The organism is Bacteroides sp. ZJ-18 (assembly GCF_011038705.2).
Taxonomy (GTDB): domain Bacteria; phylum Bacteroidota; class Bacteroidia; order Bacteroidales; family Bacteroidaceae; genus Bacteroides; species Bacteroides hominis.
Genome location: NZ_CP072198.1, coordinates 2,835,660 through 2,852,573 on the forward strand (window position 1 = coordinate 2,835,660; position 16,914 = coordinate 2,852,573).

The 16,914-nt window shown below is 37.2% G+C and carries 18 protein-coding genes; 13 read left to right on the forward strand and 5 right to left on the reverse strand.

Features of this window, described 5'->3' with window-relative positions:
* Window positions 1–24: 24 nt before the first annotated feature.
* Window positions 25–1,095: a GDP-L-fucose synthase gene (locus G7Y45_RS11215; RefSeq protein WP_022012850.1), complete on the reverse strand. Its 1,071-nt coding sequence runs from the start codon at window positions 1,093–1,095 to the stop codon at window positions 25–27.
* Window positions 1,096–1,099: 4 nt separating this feature from the next.
* The gene (gene gmd, locus G7Y45_RS11220) at window positions 1,100–2,173 is read right to left on the reverse strand and encodes a GDP-mannose 4,6-dehydratase (RefSeq protein ID WP_005786803.1); all 1,074 of its coding nucleotides are present in this window, start codon (window positions 2,171–2,173) and stop codon (window positions 1,100–1,102) included.
* A 213-nt stretch (window positions 2,174–2,386) separates the two neighbouring features.
* On the opposite strand from gmd, the gene G7Y45_RS11225 reads away from it, so the two are divergent.
* On the forward strand, window positions 2,387–3,658 hold the full coding sequence (locus G7Y45_RS11225) for an ATP-binding protein (RefSeq protein ID WP_165015484.1): 1,272 nt from the start codon (window positions 2,387–2,389) through the stop codon (window positions 3,656–3,658).
* Window positions 3,659–3,956: 298 nt separating this feature from the next.
* Here the strand turns inward: G7Y45_RS11225 and G7Y45_RS11230 are convergent, their stop codons facing one another.
* From G7Y45_RS11230 to G7Y45_RS11240, 3 genes are all read right to left on the reverse strand, one after another.
* Window positions 3,957–4,760, reverse strand: coding sequence for a DUF4373 domain-containing protein (locus G7Y45_RS11230; RefSeq protein ID WP_165015486.1), 804 nt, complete (start codon window positions 4,758–4,760; stop codon window positions 3,957–3,959).
* A gap of 49 nt (window positions 4,761–4,809) precedes the next feature.
* Entirely contained in the window at window positions 4,810–5,157 is a 348-nt protein-coding gene (locus G7Y45_RS11235; RefSeq protein WP_032530434.1) for an SH3 beta-barrel fold-containing protein, read from the reverse strand.
* Between the two features lie 140 nt (window positions 5,158–5,297).
* Window positions 5,298–5,636 (reverse strand): hypothetical protein, encoded by a 339-nt coding sequence (locus tag G7Y45_RS11240; RefSeq protein WP_005786811.1) that lies wholly within the window; start codon window positions 5,634–5,636, stop codon window positions 5,298–5,300.
* A gap of 521 nt (window positions 5,637–6,157) precedes the next feature.
* On the opposite strand from G7Y45_RS11240, the gene upbY reads away from it, so the two are divergent.
* The 12 genes from upbY to G7Y45_RS11300 are packed head-to-tail and all read left to right on the forward strand — an operon-like array spanning window position 6,158 to window position 16,910.
* Window positions 6,158–6,682, forward strand: a complete 525-nt coding sequence (upbY, locus tag G7Y45_RS11245; RefSeq protein ID WP_005786813.1) for a capsular polysaccharide transcription antiterminator UpbY — start codon at window positions 6,158–6,160, stop codon at window positions 6,680–6,682.
* Between the two features lie 3 nt (window positions 6,683–6,685).
* The gene (locus tag G7Y45_RS11250; RefSeq protein WP_032530583.1) at window positions 6,686–7,168 is read left to right on the forward strand and encodes a UpxZ family transcription anti-terminator antagonist; all 483 of its coding nucleotides are present in this window, start codon (window positions 6,686–6,688) and stop codon (window positions 7,166–7,168) included.
* A 30-nt stretch (window positions 7,169–7,198) separates the two neighbouring features.
* Window positions 7,199–8,089 carry a glucose-1-phosphate thymidylyltransferase RfbA gene (gene rfbA / locus G7Y45_RS11255; RefSeq protein ID WP_165015489.1) on the forward strand — a complete coding sequence of 297 codons (891 nt, stop codon included), beginning with the start codon at window positions 7,199–7,201 and terminating at the stop codon, window positions 8,087–8,089.
* Entirely contained in the window at window positions 8,086–8,457 is a 372-nt protein-coding gene (locus tag G7Y45_RS11260; RefSeq protein ID WP_009292074.1) for an EamA family transporter, read from the forward strand. Before rfbA ends, G7Y45_RS11260 begins: the two co-directional genes overlap by 4 nt.
* Window position 8,458: 1 nt before the next feature.
* Window positions 8,459–9,574 (forward strand): acetyl-CoA carboxylase biotin carboxylase subunit family protein, encoded by a 1,116-nt coding sequence (locus G7Y45_RS11265; RefSeq protein ID WP_009292075.1) that lies wholly within the window; start codon window positions 8,459–8,461, stop codon window positions 9,572–9,574.
* An 11-nt stretch (window positions 9,575–9,585) separates the two neighbouring features.
* Window positions 9,586–10,515: a glycosyltransferase family 2 protein gene (locus G7Y45_RS11270; protein ID WP_165015492.1), complete on the forward strand. Its 930-nt coding sequence runs from the start codon at window positions 9,586–9,588 to the stop codon at window positions 10,513–10,515.
* Window positions 10,515–11,321, forward strand: coding sequence for an NAD(P)-dependent oxidoreductase (locus G7Y45_RS11275; protein ID WP_165015495.1), 807 nt, complete (start codon window positions 10,515–10,517; stop codon window positions 11,319–11,321). Before G7Y45_RS11270 ends, G7Y45_RS11275 begins: the two co-directional genes overlap by 1 nt.
* A 4-nt stretch (window positions 11,322–11,325) precedes the next feature.
* Complete coding sequence (locus G7Y45_RS11280) at window positions 11,326–12,276, forward strand: ATP-grasp domain-containing protein (RefSeq protein WP_009292078.1); 951 nt, start codon at window positions 11,326–11,328, stop codon at window positions 12,274–12,276.
* Entirely contained in the window at window positions 12,269–12,961 is a 693-nt protein-coding gene (locus G7Y45_RS11285; RefSeq protein WP_158236810.1) for a metallophosphoesterase, read from the forward strand. The genes G7Y45_RS11280 and G7Y45_RS11285 overlap by 8 nt, the downstream gene beginning before the upstream one ends.
* A gap of 16 nt (window positions 12,962–12,977) precedes the next feature.
* Complete coding sequence (gene rffA / locus G7Y45_RS11290) at window positions 12,978–14,090, forward strand: dTDP-4-amino-4,6-dideoxygalactose transaminase (RefSeq protein ID WP_165015498.1); 1,113 nt, start codon at window positions 12,978–12,980, stop codon at window positions 14,088–14,090.
* Complete coding sequence (locus G7Y45_RS11295) at window positions 14,087–15,694, forward strand: hypothetical protein (protein ID WP_165015501.1); 1,608 nt, start codon at window positions 14,087–14,089, stop codon at window positions 15,692–15,694. Before rffA ends, G7Y45_RS11295 begins: the two co-directional genes overlap by 4 nt.
* A gap of 7 nt (window positions 15,695–15,701) precedes the next feature.
* Complete coding sequence (locus tag G7Y45_RS11300) at window positions 15,702–16,910, forward strand: UDP-N-acetylglucosamine 4,6-dehydratase (protein ID WP_209377322.1); 1,209 nt, start codon at window positions 15,702–15,704, stop codon at window positions 16,908–16,910.
* The last annotated feature ends 4 nt before the right edge of the window (window positions 16,911–16,914 follow it).

The window sequence follows — 16,914 nt, forward strand, 5'->3', positions numbered from 1 at the left end:
CTCTGTGCCCTCTGTGGTGAATAATTATCCCAGATACCACTCGTACATTCTTTGTACCCCCTCTTCAATATCGATCTTATGATGCCATCCGAGGTTGTGCAATTTCGACGGGTCGGTAAGTTTTCGCATGGTTCCGTCCGGCTTACTGCTGTCGAAAGTCAGCTTTCCCTGATAGCCGACTGTGCTTACAATCAGTTCTGCCAGTTCGCGGATCGTTATTTCTTTTCCGGTACCTATGTTGATGTGGCAGTTTCGGATATCTTTGGCTCCGGTTCTGTAGGTATCCTTGAAGTCCACATGTTCCATTACAAAGACACTTGCATCAGCCATCTCTTCACTCCAAAGGAACTCGCGTAGCGGTGTCCCGGTTCCCCAGAGTGTCACTTCTTTTTCAGTAATACCATATTTCCGGAGGATTTGCAAGATCTCTTCGTTAGAGTTGGCACCACTGATGCCTTCCACCGGACGCAGGTTCATGTCTTTACGCACAGCTTCCCAATCTCCTTTTTTCAGGCAATGTGCCAAGTGAATTTTACGGATCATGGCAGGCAGCACATGACTGCGTTCCAAGTCAAAGTTATCGTTCGGCCCATACAGGTTGGTCGGCATCACGGCGATGTAATTCGTTCCATATTGCAGGTTGAAGCTTTCGCACATTTTCAGTCCGGCTATTTTGGCTATGGCATAAGGTTCGTTGGTATATTCCAGCGGAGAAGTGAGCAAGACGTCCTCTTTCATCGGCTGTTCGGCATCCCGCGGATAGATGCAGGTACTTCCCAGAAAAAGCAGCTTTTTCACTTGATGGCGGAAACTTTCTCCGATTACGTTCTGCTGTATCTGTAAGTTCTTATAGATGAAGTCCGCACGGTAGATACTATTGGCCATGATCCCTCCTACAAAGGCGGCAGCCAGAAACACGTACTCCGGCATTTCCTCATCAAAAAACTGCTTTACGGCCGCACCGTCCAATAAGTCCAGTTCCTTATGTGTGCGTCCCACCAGATTCGTATATCCCTTTTCCTGCAGGTTTTTCCATATAGCCGAACCCACCAGTCCGTGGTGTCCGGCTACATAAATTTTTGCGTTTTTATCCATTCTGTCAATCATGTTTAGTCGCAATCATTCTTTTCACTTTGGCCATATCGTGGCGTACCATGATTTTTACCAGTTCCGGGAATGGTGTTTTGCATGGATTCCATCCCAATACGGTCCTGGCTTTGGTCGGGTTACCGAGCAATTGTTCCACTTCGGCAGGGCGGAAGTATTTCGGGTCGACTTCTACCAGTACTTTGCCGGTGGCCGTGTCGATTCCTTTCTCATTGACGCCTTCGCCTTCCCAACGCAGGTTGATACCTATTTCGGCAAATGCCAATGTACAGAATTCGCGGACGGTATGCATTTCGCCGGTAGCGATTACGAAATCTTCGGGTACGTCATGTTGCAGGATCAGCCACATACATTCTACATAATCTTTGGCATAGCCCCAGTCACGCTTGGCATCCAGGTTACCCAAATATAATTTATCCTGTTCGCCTTGTGCGATGCGTGCTGCTGCCAGCGTGATCTTACGGGTTACGAAAGTCTCGCCACGGCGTTCACTCTCGTGATTGAATAAGATACCGTTTACGGCAAACATTCCGTAACTTTCACGATAGTTCTTAGTGATCCAGAAACCGTATTGCTTGGCTACTCCATACGGAGAACGCGGGTAGAACGGAGTCGTTTCGCTTTGCGGCACTTCCTGTACTTTTCCGTAGAGTTCGGAAGTGGAAGCCTGATAGATGCGTGTCTGTTTTTCCAGTCCCAGGATGCGGACAGCTTCAAGCATACGCAATGTACCGAGTGCATCCGCCTCGGCGGTATATTCCGGTACATCGAACGATACTTTTACGTGGCTTTGTGCCGCCAGGTTGTATATCTCGTCGGGTTGTACTTGCTGGATGATGCGGATCAGTGAACTTGAGTCGGTCATATCTCCGTAGTGCAGGTTGACTGTACGTTTCTGTTTCATATCGCGCACCCATTCATCAAAGTACAAGTGTTCGATCCGGCCTGTATTGAAAGAAGATGAACGGCGCAGGATGCCATGTACTTCGTAACCTTTCTGAAGAAGAAACTCGGCGAGGAATGAACCATCCTGTCCGGTAATACCTGAAATAAGAGCTTTTTTCATGTCTATTGTTTTGAGTTTATAATCTTTTTGACGATGCAATATTCGGTATTTTCATAAGAACGGGCAATTTATCTGCTGAATTATTTTCTTTTTTCAACGGAAAAAACTTATCTTTGCTGTAATTTATTAAAATAGAAATGAATATTATGCTTTTTAATATTGAAATATCTATTCTATTTTATATAATAGATTTTATTTTAAATAAATTCATATATGAATGATATCTTTGATGAATTGGCGTTGTCCAACTACTGGAATGGAAAACTTCCGAAAGTGGAATTTGCCCGTAAAAGTTACACAAACCGTATATTCGGGTATGTAGGTAACCGCCTTGTAAAGGTCCTGACCGGACAGAGAGGGGTAGGTAAAGGATGCCTGTTGCGGCAGATCATCTACCAGTTGATTGCCGATGGTGTTTCATCACGGAACATTCTATATATAAGTAAGAAGTTCACAGATTCGGGCGTACTTTCCGGCTATCGTGATCTGGACGACTTGCTTTTTATCTATCGTGAGAAAATCCATCCGGTAGGTAAAGTCTATATTTTTATTGAGGAAATACAAAAAGTGGAGGGCTGGGAACATTTTGTCCATTCCCATTCACAGGATTTTGTAGATACTTGCGAGCTGTTTATCAGTGGTTCCAACCAGGATATGCTTTCGGGTGAAGCCGAGAAGCTTTTGGCCAGACATTACGTCAGTTTTGAGATATTTCCCTTCAGTTTTTCCGAGCACAGGATATTGGAGAGGGTAGAGGCTACCGGCAAAAATTACGCGGACTATATGGGTAAGGGGGCACTACCCATTCTTTTCAATCTTTCGGATGCGGAGGCCGGGTGGAAAGCCATTTCCGCTCTCCGCGATACGATTCTGTTTCGTGATATCATCCGTCGATATCGGATTAAGGATGCCCGCCTGCTCGAAGATGTGTTCGTCTATTTGTGCACCCATCTTGCTGAGTTGATTACCATCGGTCAGCTGGTCAGTCACTTTGCTGCCCAGAACCGGAAGACGAGTTATGATACGGTTGCCAACTATATCTGCTATCTGGAAGACACCTCTCTGATTCATCGCGTGGAACGTTATCAGATCCGCAGTAAAGAGATTCTTCTGGGTAGCTGCAAATACTATATTAACGATTGGGCATTCATGCGCCATCTGTATCCTTTTTTTGCCGGTTCCCGAAAATCCTGCTTTGAGAATCAGGTTTATCTGGAACTGCGGCGTGCCGGATATACCGTTTTTGTAGGTGTGCTTCGAGGAGGCAAATTGGTCGATTTTGTTGGCAGGAAGAAAGACCGCATTGTGTATTTGCAATGTGCACCTCTGCTCAATGATGATTTTCAAGTGGAGCAAATGTACAACACGCTGGAGATGATACAAGACAATTATGAAAAGTGGGTCGTTTCTATGGACGATACCACATTGCCCTCCAAAGAAGGGATTCGTCACATACAAGTCTGGCAACTGCCTGAAATACTATAGTCTGACAATCTTTTTTGATAGCTTTGATGTCCGGATGATGCCGTTTACGAAGTTAACATCTTGTCATTTACGAAGTTAATATCATAATGTTATGAAGTTAAAATCGTATCTCCGGGAAGTTAACTTCCTGAAGTCACGATTTTAACTTCGTATTAGTGCTTTTTGAATCGCTTTTCAACCCCTTGAGAATCAGTGCCCGTTTCCGGAGGAAAACAGCTGCATTCTTTAATTGATTGCAAGCAAACAGCATTTTCCGGAATATAAAAATATACTGTTTGTCAGAAAAATTCTTCTTCTTTTAGGTTCCGCTTCTTTTCTTTGCCCGGTTCAACGCTGCGATCATGTATTTTCCTTTTGCTCCGATGTTACTCCAGTTCGTGCTGCAAATCAGTTTCCATACAGGGGTTCCTTTTCTCCCGTAATCCGACAGTCGCAGGATTGCTTCGATCTCTTTTTCGTCTGTTATTCCGAATCGTTCCAGGTTTCCCATTAATCCCACGTAGTTGTGTGTCATCGTATTAAATGCGTATCCGGGCATACTGACCGGCGTAGCATTGACTTCCTCTTCCTTCCCCCTTGGGGGAGCTGAGGGGGGAAATTCTTTACTTTGCTTTACTTTACTTTGTTCGGTATTGCATGCATTTTTTGCATCAGAGCCTGCATCCTGCTCTACATTTTGCGTGCAGACGGTCTTTTCTTCATTACATGTCTCTTTCGGTTTTATCAGTAGATAAGGCATGGTTGTCCAGTTCCTCTTTCTTCGCTTGGTTGCCTCTATCCATACTTTTTGTATTGCTTCAGAGGTCAGTACTTTATGTTCCGCATAGCTTCCCCTGTCTATCATTCCTTTCTCGATCATTATCTCGATAATCCCCTGCACCTCTTCTGCGTCTGCCTCTTTTCCCGTCTTGTTGGCGAAAATAAGGCATTGTTCCTCACCCCACGGAATATAATATCCTTCTTTATATATCTTGCATAGGAGTTTCAGTACAATCGCGAGTCCTTTCATGCCATATTTTGCTTCTATTACCTCCATTGCGTTCTCTTCCATAAAATTCATAGCTATTGGAAAGTAATTTATTCCATCGTATGTTGTTGCCATAATTGTTAAGTTGTTATGTTGCTGATTAATTGGTCACTGAAAGATTCTCCTATACGATCGCTCTCCATTCCATGAAATTCTCTATTTTGAAGGTCATCCACCTTTGTTGTTCCACATCCCGGTAGACCACTGTGTTTTTTATTTCCATCGGGTCATACTGCTTTCCGAAATCTTTTTCGTATCCCACCAATGTTCCTTTCACCAGTTTGAATGTTCCGTCCTGTTTCATATAAGCTACGGCTGCATGTCCATATTGCATATATTCTATGAGGGCTTCCAGTCGTTTTGCCATCCATTCGGAGCACTGTTCTGTGTAGGCCTTTTCGAGCATGATTTGTCTTTTCCATTTTCCTTTCATCATTTCGTTTTTCGATACTGCTTTCCTGTTCTTTTTCATCATTGATTTTTTTAAGTTTATTAATGAGTTATTGTCGGGCTTTTATTTTTACCCGTGGCAAAGTACGGTAATAAGTTTTGAATAGACTAATCCTGTAAAAGTACTTTAGAAAGGGACTTTTACAGGATTTTAACAATCGGTTATTCGCTTTCATCTCGCTTTTTCCGGAATGCTCTGGCATATTTTTTCAGCTCTGATAGAAAAGAACGTTTATTAGGCTCTGTAGCAATGCCTTTGCGCTGATATTCAAAGGTGAGATATTCTTTTATTGTTTCCTGTAGTTCTTCAATGGGTCTGTTTTCCATGCTGTTGATTCCGCCTTTGATAAAGCTTTCGGTAAGTGCCTCCATTAGCTTTCCTTTGCCTTTTGTGATGCGTAGTGGTTCTCTAACCTTTTGATTGAGGCTGAATTGCAAGTCGGCTTTACCTGCAAAGATTACTTTTCCATTTACTTCGATGGTTACTAAGTTATCATTCAATGAGATAACTACTTTTTTTCTTCCATAATGTTAGTTATTAAATGAATTTATGAAAGGACAAAGTTTGTATAAAAAAATATAAATATAAAAGAATACCGGAGTTTTTTTAGCTCAAAGGGAGAATCTTGAAGTGTAAGGATCTTGTTATTAGTTGTTTATCTTAAGATATAGGTGTTGTTTCAAAAAACGTTCGTTTGATTGAACAAAGGTAAGGAGTCTGTTTTAATGTACAAAATATTTAGTGGATAAAATTTTATCAAAGATTTTATGTTATTGATTTTCAAATACATATAGAGAAGAAAAAGTTTTCTGCTCAGCTACTTTACAATATTCATTTTTTCATCGAAAAAAAATTCAAAAATGCTGTTTCAAAAGACGAACGTTTTTTGAAACACATTCGTTCGTTCTCAACTTTTAAAAATGTTTCGTAAAATTTGACGGTTTGAAAGAGAAAAGATGTCTCGTTCAAACCGCGAAGCGCACCCGAAACAAAGGAAATTTTCCCCAAGTATAAATTGTAAATGTCTGAACAACAGAAGTATTGGTTTGCCGCCCGTACCCGAGATAAACAAGAGTTTGCTATTCGTGACTCTCTTGAAAAATTGAAGACTGAACTTGATCTCAATTACTATCTTCCCACTCAATTTGTCATCCGGCAGTTGAAGTATCGTCGAAAACGGGTGGAAGTCCCTGTTATTAAGAATCTTATCTTCATCCAAGCTACCAAGCAAGATGCTTGTGATATTTCTAATAAATACAATATCCAGCTTTTTTATATGAAAGACCTGCTTACCAGGGCTATGCTGATAGTTCCTGATAAACAGATGCAGGACTTCATATTTGTCATGGATTTAGATCCGAATGGTGTCAGTTTCGATAATGACCATTTATCTGTCGGTAGCAGGGTTCAGGTAGTTAAAGGTGATTTCTGTGGTGTCGAGGGCGAACTTGCCAGCGAGGCCAACAAAACTTATGTTGTTATTCGTATTGCCGGTGTATTGAGCGCCAGCGTCAAAGTTCCTAAAAGTTATTTACGTGTCATTTAAGTTATGAATACACTCACTTCTCAAATTGAACAATTACAGAGTCTCGCGCACGAGTTACTCTATTTAGGTGTGGATGGTGCTCCTATTTATACCGATCATTTCCGTCAGTTGAACAAAGAAGTTTTAGAACAATCCGATGCGTTGTATCCTCAGCGCGGTGCTACTCCCGAAGAGGAGGCAAACATCTGTCTGGCATTATTGATGGGTTACAATGCAACCATCTATAATCAGGGTGACAAGGAGGAGAAAAAGCAAGTTGTTCTCAATCGTTGTTGGGATGTGCTTGAGCAACTTCCTGCTACTTTATTGAAATGCCAATTGTTGACTTATTGTTATGGTGAGGTATTTGAAGAGGAGTTGGCGAAAGAGGCGCATACTATCATAGAAAGTTGGAAAGATAAAGAACTTTCTGAAGATAAAAAAGAGGCAATCAATAATTTGAGAACTTTGGAAGAGAATCCATATCCTTATAGTGAAATGGAATAGAATAATTCTATTTTTTTATTTATTTGACTTATGAAAGGCATTGTTTTAGCTGGGGGATCTGGTACACGTTTATATCCTATTACTAAAGGAGTAAGTAAGCAACTTCTTCCAATTTTCGATAAACCCATGATTTATTATCCCATCTCTGTACTTATGTTAGCTGGGATACGAGAAATACTAATTATTTCTACTCCTCATGACTTACCGGGTTTTCAACGTTTACTGGGTGATGGTTCTGATTTTGGAGTACATTTTGAGTATGCAGAGCAGCCTTCTCCTGATGGTTTAGCACAAGCATTTATTATTGGAGAGAAGTTTATTGGCAGTGATTCTGTTTGTTTAGTTTTAGGAGATAATATTTTTTATGGGCAAGGTTTTACGCGCATGTTGCGTGAAGCGGTTCATTCTGCTGAATCAGAAAACAAAGCAACCGTTTTTGGCTATTGGGTAAGTGATCCTGAACGTTATGGCGTTGCAGAGTTTGATCAGGAGGGAAATGTACTCAGTATTGAAGAAAAGCCTCAAATACCTAAATCACATTATGCTGTTGTAGGACTTTATTTCTATCCTAATAAAGTGGTGGAGATAGCCGAAAATATCAAACCTTCCCCTCGTGGAGAATTAGAAATAACTACTGTTAATCAACAGTTTTTGTTAGATCAGGAACTGAAGGTCAAATTATTAGGGCGTGGCTTTGCTTGGTTGGATACAGGTACGCATGACTCTCTGTCTGAAGCGAGCACTTTTATCGAAGTGATAGAAAAACGTCAAGGACTGAAAATTGCTTGTTTAGAGGGAATTGCCTTGAGACAAGGTTGGATTTCTTCCGAGAAGATGAAAGTATTGGCACAACCGATGTTAAAAAATCAATATGGTCAATATTTGCTGAAAGTAATAGAAGAAATTGCAACGAAAGCATGATAGGATATTTATATATTTTTGGTACTATTTTATTTACTGTCTTTGGTCAGATATTATTGAAATGGAGACTTTCTATGCTTCATTTTACGCTTCCTGACACAATGCTTTCTGATAAATTACTCACTTTAATCAAATTGGTTTTTGACCCTTTCATTTTTGTCGGGTTTATTTCAGCTTTTATTGCTTCTCTTTTTTGGATGGCTGCAATGACTAAATTTGAGATCACTTATGCTTATCCTTTTATGAGCTTGTCTCCCGCAATTGTTTTCCTTGTAGGAGTATTCTTACTAGGTGAAACCTTTACAATTGGAAAGGTACTAGGGTTAATTATAATAGCAATTGGTATTGTTGTAACTGTAAAATTTTAATATGAGAAAGAAAATAGCAATTATTGGAGGGAGTTATCTTCAATTACCTGCCGTTCTAAAAGCACATAAATTAGGGCTAGAAGTACATTGCTTTTCTTGGGAGGAGGGAGCTGTTTGTGCAGAATATGCTGATTATTTTTATCCAATATCGATTCTTGAAAAGGAGAGAATATTATCTGTTTGTCGAGAGATTGGAGTGGATGGTGTTATGACAATAGCATCGGATGTAGCAGTTATTACAGTTAACTATGTGGCAAAGAGACTAGGACTGGTATCTAATCCAGAGGAATATTCTTTAATAACGACGGATAAGTATTTCATGAGACAATGCTTCTCTAAAAATCAATTACCCTCACCACGTTTTTGTTTGGCTACTATTCAAGAATATGATATAGCTCATTTTTCTTATCCTTTAATAGTCAAACCAACTGATCGTTCTGGAAGTCGTGGCGTTGAGAAAGTTTATTCAAGAGAAAGTGTTGCAATGGCTGTTGAAAGGGCTTGTAGTGAATCATTTACTCACACAGCCATTATTGAAGAATATATTGGCGGACGTGAGGTAAGTGTCGAGTCTATTTCTTTTGATGGATGCCACTATGTTTTGGCTGTTACGGATAAGATCACTACGGGAGCTCCTTTTTTTGTTGAACTAGAGCATCATCAGCCTTCCCTGTTATCTGAGTCTTTACAGAATGAAATACGTAAGATTGTCTTGGAATCTTTAACCGCATTACATATTCAATACGGTGCTTCTCATTCTGAATTAAAAATAACTGATGATGGTCAGATTTTCATTATTGAGATTGGCGCAAGAATGGGTGGAGATTTCATTGGCTCCGATTTGGTCCAGCTGAGTACAGGCTATGACTTTTTAGCTGCTACTATAAAGGTTTCGTTAGGTATTTTTGATAAACCCATTATGAATGAATCTCATTGTTCTGGTGTTTATTTCCTTTCAAAAGAGACAGAATATTTACGAAATGTAATTATGAACGCTTCTAAATATCCTGAAATAGTAAGGGCTGATATTACAGATGAAAATTTGAAGAATATAGAGTGTAGTAGTGATAGAAGTGGGTATTTGATCTATCAATCGGATAAACGTTTTAACCTTTAATTTTCAAGTTTATGCAGACATTTATTTCTGTAGTTACAACTTTATATAAATCTGCCAACTATTTAGAACGGTTTGTACAATTATGTGAAAGGGCTTTTTCTGAGCTTGAGTGTGTGAATTGTGAGATAATTATGGTCAATGATGGATCTCCCGATAACTCTTTGGAAAAAGCTCTTGAACTTAAGGAGGAATATCCAAACATTGTAGTTGTTGACTTGAGTCGAAATTTTGGACATCATTACGCACTTTGGGCTGGCTTATCTATTTCAAAAGGAGAATATATATTTACGATTGATTGTGATTTAGAGGTTTCTCCATTATGCTTGGTTAATTTCATGAATCGAATGAAATCAGGAACAAATATTGATGTCGTTTATGGTATTCAAGAAGTAAGAAAAGGACATATAGTAGAAAGATTGGGAGGGGCACTATTTTATAGTATATTTAATAAAATAAGCGGTATTCAGATGCCTAAAAATGTACTTACGGAAAATTTGATGAATCGCAAATATATAGATTCACTATTGAAATTGGGAGATAAATCCTTATTTCTTGCAGGTATGTATCAATGGGTTGGATTCAATCAAGTACCTCTTATCGTGACTAAGGGGTTGCGGGAGGGTAAAAGTACCTATACATTAAAAAAGAGAATTGCATTGACTTTTCAGGCAATAACGTCTTTTTCCTCTTATCCATTGATTGTTTTGCTGAATGTCGGTTTTTTGATTACAACCCTTAGTTTTATTTGGGGGATTGGTTTTATTATTTATCGTGTGTTTAATCCTGATATTGTTTTATTAGGATTTACTTCTTTATTTGTTTTAATACTTTTTTCATTAGGTATTATTGTTTTTTCTTTGGGGGTTATTGGCCTATATATAGACCGGATTTTTACCCAAACGAAAAATCGTCCTACATATATAATTCGGGAGATTTATTGATGAATATCTTATTATTAGGTGCTAGTGGATTTGTAGGTCGTTATTTGTATGATATATTACAGGCGAAAGAGTATTCCGTGACAACTGCTTCCCGTCAGAATGGAAATATTGTGATTGATTTGTCTCAGTATTCTCAATATAAAGAAAAGTTTGATACTTTATCATTTGATGTCGTTGTAGTAGCAGCAGTTGTATATGCTGATTCATTGCCGGAATCATTAGTGAATGTTCAAATAGTCACCAATACTCTTGAGTATTTTTCTAAAAAAGTTAATCAAATTATTTTTCTGTCTAGTTTGTCTGCATTGGCTGAAAATAAATATTCTAATGTTTATAACTATTCGAAATATTTGTCAGAGGAAGTCATTCGTTATTATACTGTTAATTATTCCAATATTTGTGTTTTGAGGTTTGCTCAGATAATTGATATAAATGGTTTAAGTCGTTCTTCACAGAAAGGCTTCCATTATATCGTGGATTCTATTAATTCAAATGCTTCATTGGGAGTATACTCTTTAAACGATCATCCTCGTTCCTATATCTCTGTTATCAATGTGTGTGATGTTATTTTGTTTGCTGTAAATCACCGGATCTTAGGCTTTCATGATATTATAATTAAGCCATTACTTACTCTTAAGGAGTTAGTAAATTTGTTGATAGAGGCAAAAGGTGATTATAGAGGAAAAGTTGAATATCTGGATAAAGAAGCTCTTCATTATTATATTCCAGAATCATCAAGGACTTTTCAAGATGTTATTGATTCTTGCCAATTAAAGGAATGTTTGGTTTCATTTATTAAATCTTAATTATATGAATATATTAGTTACAGGAGTGGGAGCCATTATTGGGTATGGTATAATTAATTCTCTTCGTCGTATTGAAGATCTAGATATATATATTGTTGGTATGGATATCTATCATGATGCATATGGACAATTTATTTGCGATAAATTTTACATTGCGGAAAGAGCTGACTCAGACTGTTATCTTACTTTTTTAAATACTTTGATAGAAAAAGAACAAATAGATTTAATTATTCCAGGTATTGAGCAGGATATGTACCGAATGAATGATCTTAAGGATCACATAAAATGTAAAGTTGTACTCAATAATGAATTATTAATATCTATATCTAAAGATAAGCTTCAAACTTTTGAGTATATGCAATCACATACGGAACTTAATTTGATTCCTACACTTTTTAATGTTTCCTATGAGAAATGTGTGACTCAATTAGGCTCTCCTTTCCTCTTAAAACCTCGTCAATCATATGCTTCAAAAGGAATACATAAGATATATTCTCTTAAAGACTTTGAATATTATAATTCTCAGCAAGATAATAATATATTTCAAAGAATAGTGGGTTCAATGGAAACGGAATATACTATTTCTATTTTTGGTGATGGTCGAGGAGAATACTGGGACTATATTATATTAAAACGAAAATTAGCCCAAAGCGGAGCTACAGATAAGGCGGAAGTCATATTGGAGGATTCTGCGATAATGAACTATGTTTCTGATCTTTGTAAGATCCTTAGGCCTGTTGGGCCAACCAATATCCAATTAAGGCGGGAGGGAGAACAATTGTATTTACTTGAAATAAATCCTCGAATATCTAGTTCATGCTCTATAAGGACTAGTGCGGGATATAATGAACCATTTATGTGTTTGTGTTATTATTTGGGGGTACGAAAATACTTCCCCAATGAAAAGAAGTTTATAAAATCCGTAAGATATATTGATGATTATATTTATGGGTAAAATTGCTTTTATCAGTGATATTCATGGAAACTTTCCTGCTTTACAAGCCGTTTGGGCTGATATAAAAAGTAGAGGAATATCAGAAATCTATTGTTTGGGAGATTTAGTTGGATATTACTGTCAGATTAATGAAGTTATTTCTTTTATAAGAGATAATCATATTCCATGTTTGATGGGTAATCATGATTATGCTCTATGTTATAATGAAGGGAAGATTACACGTTCTAAGACTTGTACTTCTATCTTAAAAAGTCAATTATCTTTTATATCAATCACTAATTTATATTTTCTACGTACTTTGCCTTTAAGTTTTCATCTTTCGTTGGAATCACATTCTTTTTGGTGTATGCATGGTGGCCCTAATGACCCTATTGATGAATATTTTAATACTAAAGTGGAGATAGGATTCAGTAAAAGTGCTTTGGGGGTTTCACATCTTGTTACAGCACATTCTCATATTCCGGAAATAAAGTTTTTAGGTGATGTTTGCTATGCAAATAGTGGATCTGTAGGGCAACCCCGAGATTATATAAATACTGCCAGTTATCTTCTTTTCGAGAAAGGTGCATTTGAGGTGATTAGAGTTCCTTATGATATTGATAGCATTGTGACTTGTATGAAGGAAAATGGTTATCCCGAATATATAAGTAGTATCCTTTATCGTGGGTGTAGAATAGGTGAATAATATTTAAATTTTTTATATGATACCTTTTAATAAACCTTATCTGACAGGTAAGGAAGCACACTATATGTATCAAGCCGTATTTTCTGGAAAAATTTCAGGGAATGGTATGTTTACAAAGAAATGTCAATCTTTCTTTGAAATTCGTTATGGTTTTAAGAAGTGTTTATTAACTACTTCTTGTACTGATGCCCTTGAAATGGCCGCTATTCTTTGTGATATTCAACCGGGAGATGAAGTGATAGTACCTTCTTATACGTTTGTGTCTTCAGCATTGGCATTTGTTAGACAAGGGGCGAAAATTGTTTTTGCGGATAGTTGTACTGATAATCCCAATATTGATGCTGATACTATAGAAGCGTTGATTACTCCTAGGACAAAAGTGATTGTTCCCGTTCATTATGCCGGAGTAGCTTGTGATATGGACAAGATTATGGATATTGCTGTCCGACATAGTCTTTTGGTTGTAGAAGATGCAGCTCAGGCCATTGATTCTTTTTACAAAGGTAGACCACTAGGAGGAATTGGGCATATGGCTGCTTTCTCTTTTCATGAAACTAAAAATATAATTTCAGGTGAAGGAGGAATGTTGGTTATTAATGATGAACGTTTTATTCGTCGTGCGGAAATAATATGGGAGAAGGGCACTAACCGTGCTGAATTTTTTCGTGGAGAGGTGAATAAATATGGTTGGGTGGATACGGGTTCTTCATTTTTGCCATCTGAAATTATTGCCGCTTTCTTGTATGCGCAACTAGAGAATCTTGATATGATTCAAGATAAAAGAAAAGAGTTATGGAATGGTTATTATCACTATTTGAAACCTTTGGCAGAGAAAGGATTATTTAGATTGCCTAATCTTCCTCTATATGCTACAAATAATGCGCATATGTTCTATTTGGTATGTAATAATTTGGAAGAACGGTCGGCTTTGATAAAACACTTAAAAGAAAACAATATTCTTGCGGTTTTTCATTATTTGAGTCTACATAGTAGTGAATTTTATAAAGATAAGCATGATGGGAGGGAGTTACCGAATTGCGATCGGTTTGCAGATTGTTTGGTGAGGTTGCCGTTGTTTTATGAATTGGCAATAGATGATATTTATTCTATACAAAACGTGATAAAATGAAAAATCAGATAAAATGTATTGATAAAACTTTGCTAGTTCCTATTATATTCTATATAATGGCAAATGTTTTTATGCTATTTATGAATGGACTATGGTGGGATGATTGGGTTTACTTAAGCCCTGACAAAGGACATGTTCGTGAGTTGTATCAAGAAAATGGTGGATATGCTTCTCTATATGTTTATAATTTGTTTAATAGTGTTACAAATTGGAATATTTTACCTTATCTTTATAGAGCTCTATCTTTTCTTACTGGATTCTTTTTACTTATTATTAGCTATTTTTTGCTGAATCAATATTCTTTAAAAAAGAATGAAATTTTTTATATTCTTTTATTAGTTTCTACTTCACCTTTGTTTTCAACTAAAATAACAATGGTATGTGGGCTGTATGGATGTTTATCTCTGTTTTTTTATATTGGATGTTATTTTTTTAATAAATATTTATTTGAAAGGAGGATATGTTACCGACTGTTAAGCTTTATACTTTTTTTAGTTAGTCTTTTTATATGGTATCAGGCTATTTTAGCTATCCCATGCTTTGTTGTTCTTAGTATAATTTTGTTGAGTGATAAAAAATATAATTGTAGTATTTGGGGAAATATACTCAAATATCTTGATTTTTTTATAATTCCTTTATTTTTTTGGATTATTCGTTCGTTGTTTCTGATGCCTCAGAATAATCATGCAAATTATTATAAAGTGTCATTTACTAGTTTAGGAAATGCTATATTGCCTTCGATTCAATTTTTTATTCAATCTATTGCTGATTATTTCTATAATATATTCAGTTTATACAATAGTTCTCTTTATTTTATTTTATTCTTAATTTTAGGCTCTATCGTTTATTTCATCGGGAAAAGCTTGAATAATGAGGAGGTTAAAGCCAGTAGGCGTTATTCTCGGTGGATTATTTTATTACCTCTTTTAATTTCGTTTTCAGCAGTGTTGCCTTCTTTGTTGATTGGTAGGGGGTTACCTTGTATATTATCTGTAAATTCAAGATTCCAGTCATTGTATCTTCTGCCTTTTTCTGTAACTATATACTTTGCTATAAATTTAATATGTTCTTCTGAGAAAATACGTAGAATATTACTCTCTTGTTTGTTAGCAGGTTCTTTTTTATCCTCAATTTCTATTTTATTAGATTACCAGAAGTCGTGGTTTAAGGCTGTTGAGGTGTCAAGAATTATAGCAAAAGAAGAGGCGTTAAATACTCAAGGAAATAATATTATATTTAATGACCTTTGTCGGCATTTAAATTATTATCCGGGAGCAGATTGGGCCCCTTACGAGTTAACAGGTATTTCTAAGATGGCTTTAAACGGGGATGAAACTCATAATTATATAAATATACATGAGTATGATAAATATGTTAATGAAAGAAAAGCTGGTATTGAATATAATGTGCGTGAATGTGCTAATTTATATCAGTTTGACTATATTTTTTCATTAAGTGATAACAGGGTATTGTCTTCATCTCAAATAATATATTTAACTTATCTATATTATGTAAATTATGATAAATTCAAGACCTACTTAGATACTTTTTTTAAATATAACTTGATAGAATTAGATTCTTTTGGGTTTTATAATCAGTTATAAAACTAATATGCTTGATCTCAATTTTTTTATCGGCGATAATATTACTTTTCGTCGTTCCAGCATGTTTGCTCCCGATATTGCAGCAAACAGTGATCGTCTTCGCCAGGAGGTTGAAGGTAAGAGTTTATTGGTAATTGGCGGTGCCGGTTCTATCGGTTCTTCCTATATAAAAGCCATTCTTCCTTTTAAGCCTTCTAAACTTGTTGTGATCGATTTAAACGAGAATGGATTGGCCGAACTTACCCGTGATTTGCGTTCCACTTATGGGCTGCATATTCCGGAAGAGTATCGTACTTATACCTTGAACTTTGCAGATCCCATCTTCGAGCGGATGTTCCGTAAGGAGCAGGGTTTTGATATTGTAGCCAATTTTTCGGCACACAAGCATGTACGGAGTGAGAAAGACGAATATTCTGTACAGGCCTTGATTGAGAATAATGTAATCAAAGCCAAGAAACTGCTTGATCTGTTATCGGAATTTCCTCCCCGTCATTTCTTTTGTGTTTCTACGGATAAGGCTGCCAATCCTGTGAATATAATGGGTGCCAGTAAACGTATCATGGAAGATATGATAATGGCCTACTCCTCTAAATTTAAGGTCACTACTGCCCGCTTTGCCAATGTTGCCTTTTCTAACGGCTCTTTATTGGCCGGTTTTATTGACCGTATCATGAAGAAACAGCCTTTGGTTGCCCCCAATGACGTGAAACGTTATTTCGTTTCACCTGAGGAAAGCGGTCAGATCTGTATGCTTGCCTGTATTCTTGGGAATAACGGAGAGATTTTCTTTCCAAAGTTAGGTGAGGAAAAGATGATCACTTTTTCTTCTATCTGTGACCGTTTCCTCCGTACTCTGGGCTATGAAAAGAAAGAGTGTGCTACAGATGAAGAAGCCAGAAGATATGCTGCCGAAATGCCGGATGACAGCAAGATATATCCTGTTGTTTATTTTGAAAGTGATACCACGGGTGAGAAAGGCTACGAAGAGTTCTATGTGCCCGGTGAGCGGTTGAACCTGGAACGTTTTTCTTCTTTGGGTGTGATTGAGGATGTCAGTAAACGTCCTTTGTCTGAATTGGATTCCTTCTTTGATGAGCTGGAGTCCCTCTTTGCCCTTCCGGATTGCCATAAGTCTGATATCGTGACTGCACTTAAAAGATTCCTTCCCAATTTTGAACACGTGGAGAAAGGAAAGAATCTGGATCAGAAAATGTAATGTT

Bases quoted from the DNA above. Each gene is read 5' to 3' on its own strand.
- G7Y45_RS11215 (WP_022012850.1), bottom strand. From the start codon at position 1,095: ATGGATAAAAACGCAAAAATTTATGTAGCCGGACACCACGGACTGGTG.
- G7Y45_RS11260 (WP_009292074.1), top strand. From the start codon at position 8,086: ATGATAGGATATTTATATATTTTTGGTACTATTTTATTTACTGTCTTT.
- gmd (WP_005786803.1), bottom strand. From the start codon at position 2,173: ATGAAAAAAGCTCTTATTTCAGGTATTACCGGACAGGATGGTTCATTC.
- rfbA (WP_165015489.1), top strand. From the start codon at position 7,199: ATGAAAGGCATTGTTTTAGCTGGGGGATCTGGTACACGTTTATATCCT.
- G7Y45_RS11275 (WP_165015495.1), top strand. From the start codon at position 10,515: ATGAATATCTTATTATTAGGTGCTAGTGGATTTGTAGGTCGTTATTTG.
- G7Y45_RS11300 (WP_209377322.1), top strand. From the start codon at position 15,702: ATGCTTGATCTCAATTTTTTTATCGGCGATAATATTACTTTTCGTCGT.
- G7Y45_RS11270 (WP_165015492.1), top strand. From the start codon at position 9,586: ATGCAGACATTTATTTCTGTAGTTACAACTTTATATAAATCTGCCAAC.
- G7Y45_RS11225 (WP_165015484.1), top strand. From the start codon at position 2,387: ATGAATGATATCTTTGATGAATTGGCGTTGTCCAACTACTGGAATGGA.
- G7Y45_RS11295 (WP_165015501.1), top strand. From the start codon at position 14,087: ATGAAAAATCAGATAAAATGTATTGATAAAACTTTGCTAGTTCCTATT.
- G7Y45_RS11285 (WP_158236810.1), top strand. From the start codon at position 12,269: ATGGGTAAAATTGCTTTTATCAGTGATATTCATGGAAACTTTCCTGCT.
- rffA (WP_165015498.1), top strand. From the start codon at position 12,978: ATGATACCTTTTAATAAACCTTATCTGACAGGTAAGGAAGCACACTAT.
- G7Y45_RS11250 (WP_032530583.1), top strand. From the start codon at position 6,686: ATGAATACACTCACTTCTCAAATTGAACAATTACAGAGTCTCGCGCAC.
- G7Y45_RS11280 (WP_009292078.1), top strand. From the start codon at position 11,326: ATGAATATATTAGTTACAGGAGTGGGAGCCATTATTGGGTATGGTATA.
- upbY (WP_005786813.1), top strand. From the start codon at position 6,158: ATGTCTGAACAACAGAAGTATTGGTTTGCCGCCCGTACCCGAGATAAA.
- G7Y45_RS11230 (WP_165015486.1), bottom strand. From the start codon at position 4,760: ATGGCAACAACATACGATGGAATAAATTACTTTCCAATAGCTATGAAT.
- G7Y45_RS11235 (WP_032530434.1), bottom strand. From the start codon at position 5,157: ATGAAAAAGAACAGGAAAGCAGTATCGAAAAACGAAATGATGAAAGGA.
- G7Y45_RS11265 (WP_009292075.1), top strand. From the start codon at position 8,459: ATGAGAAAGAAAATAGCAATTATTGGAGGGAGTTATCTTCAATTACCT.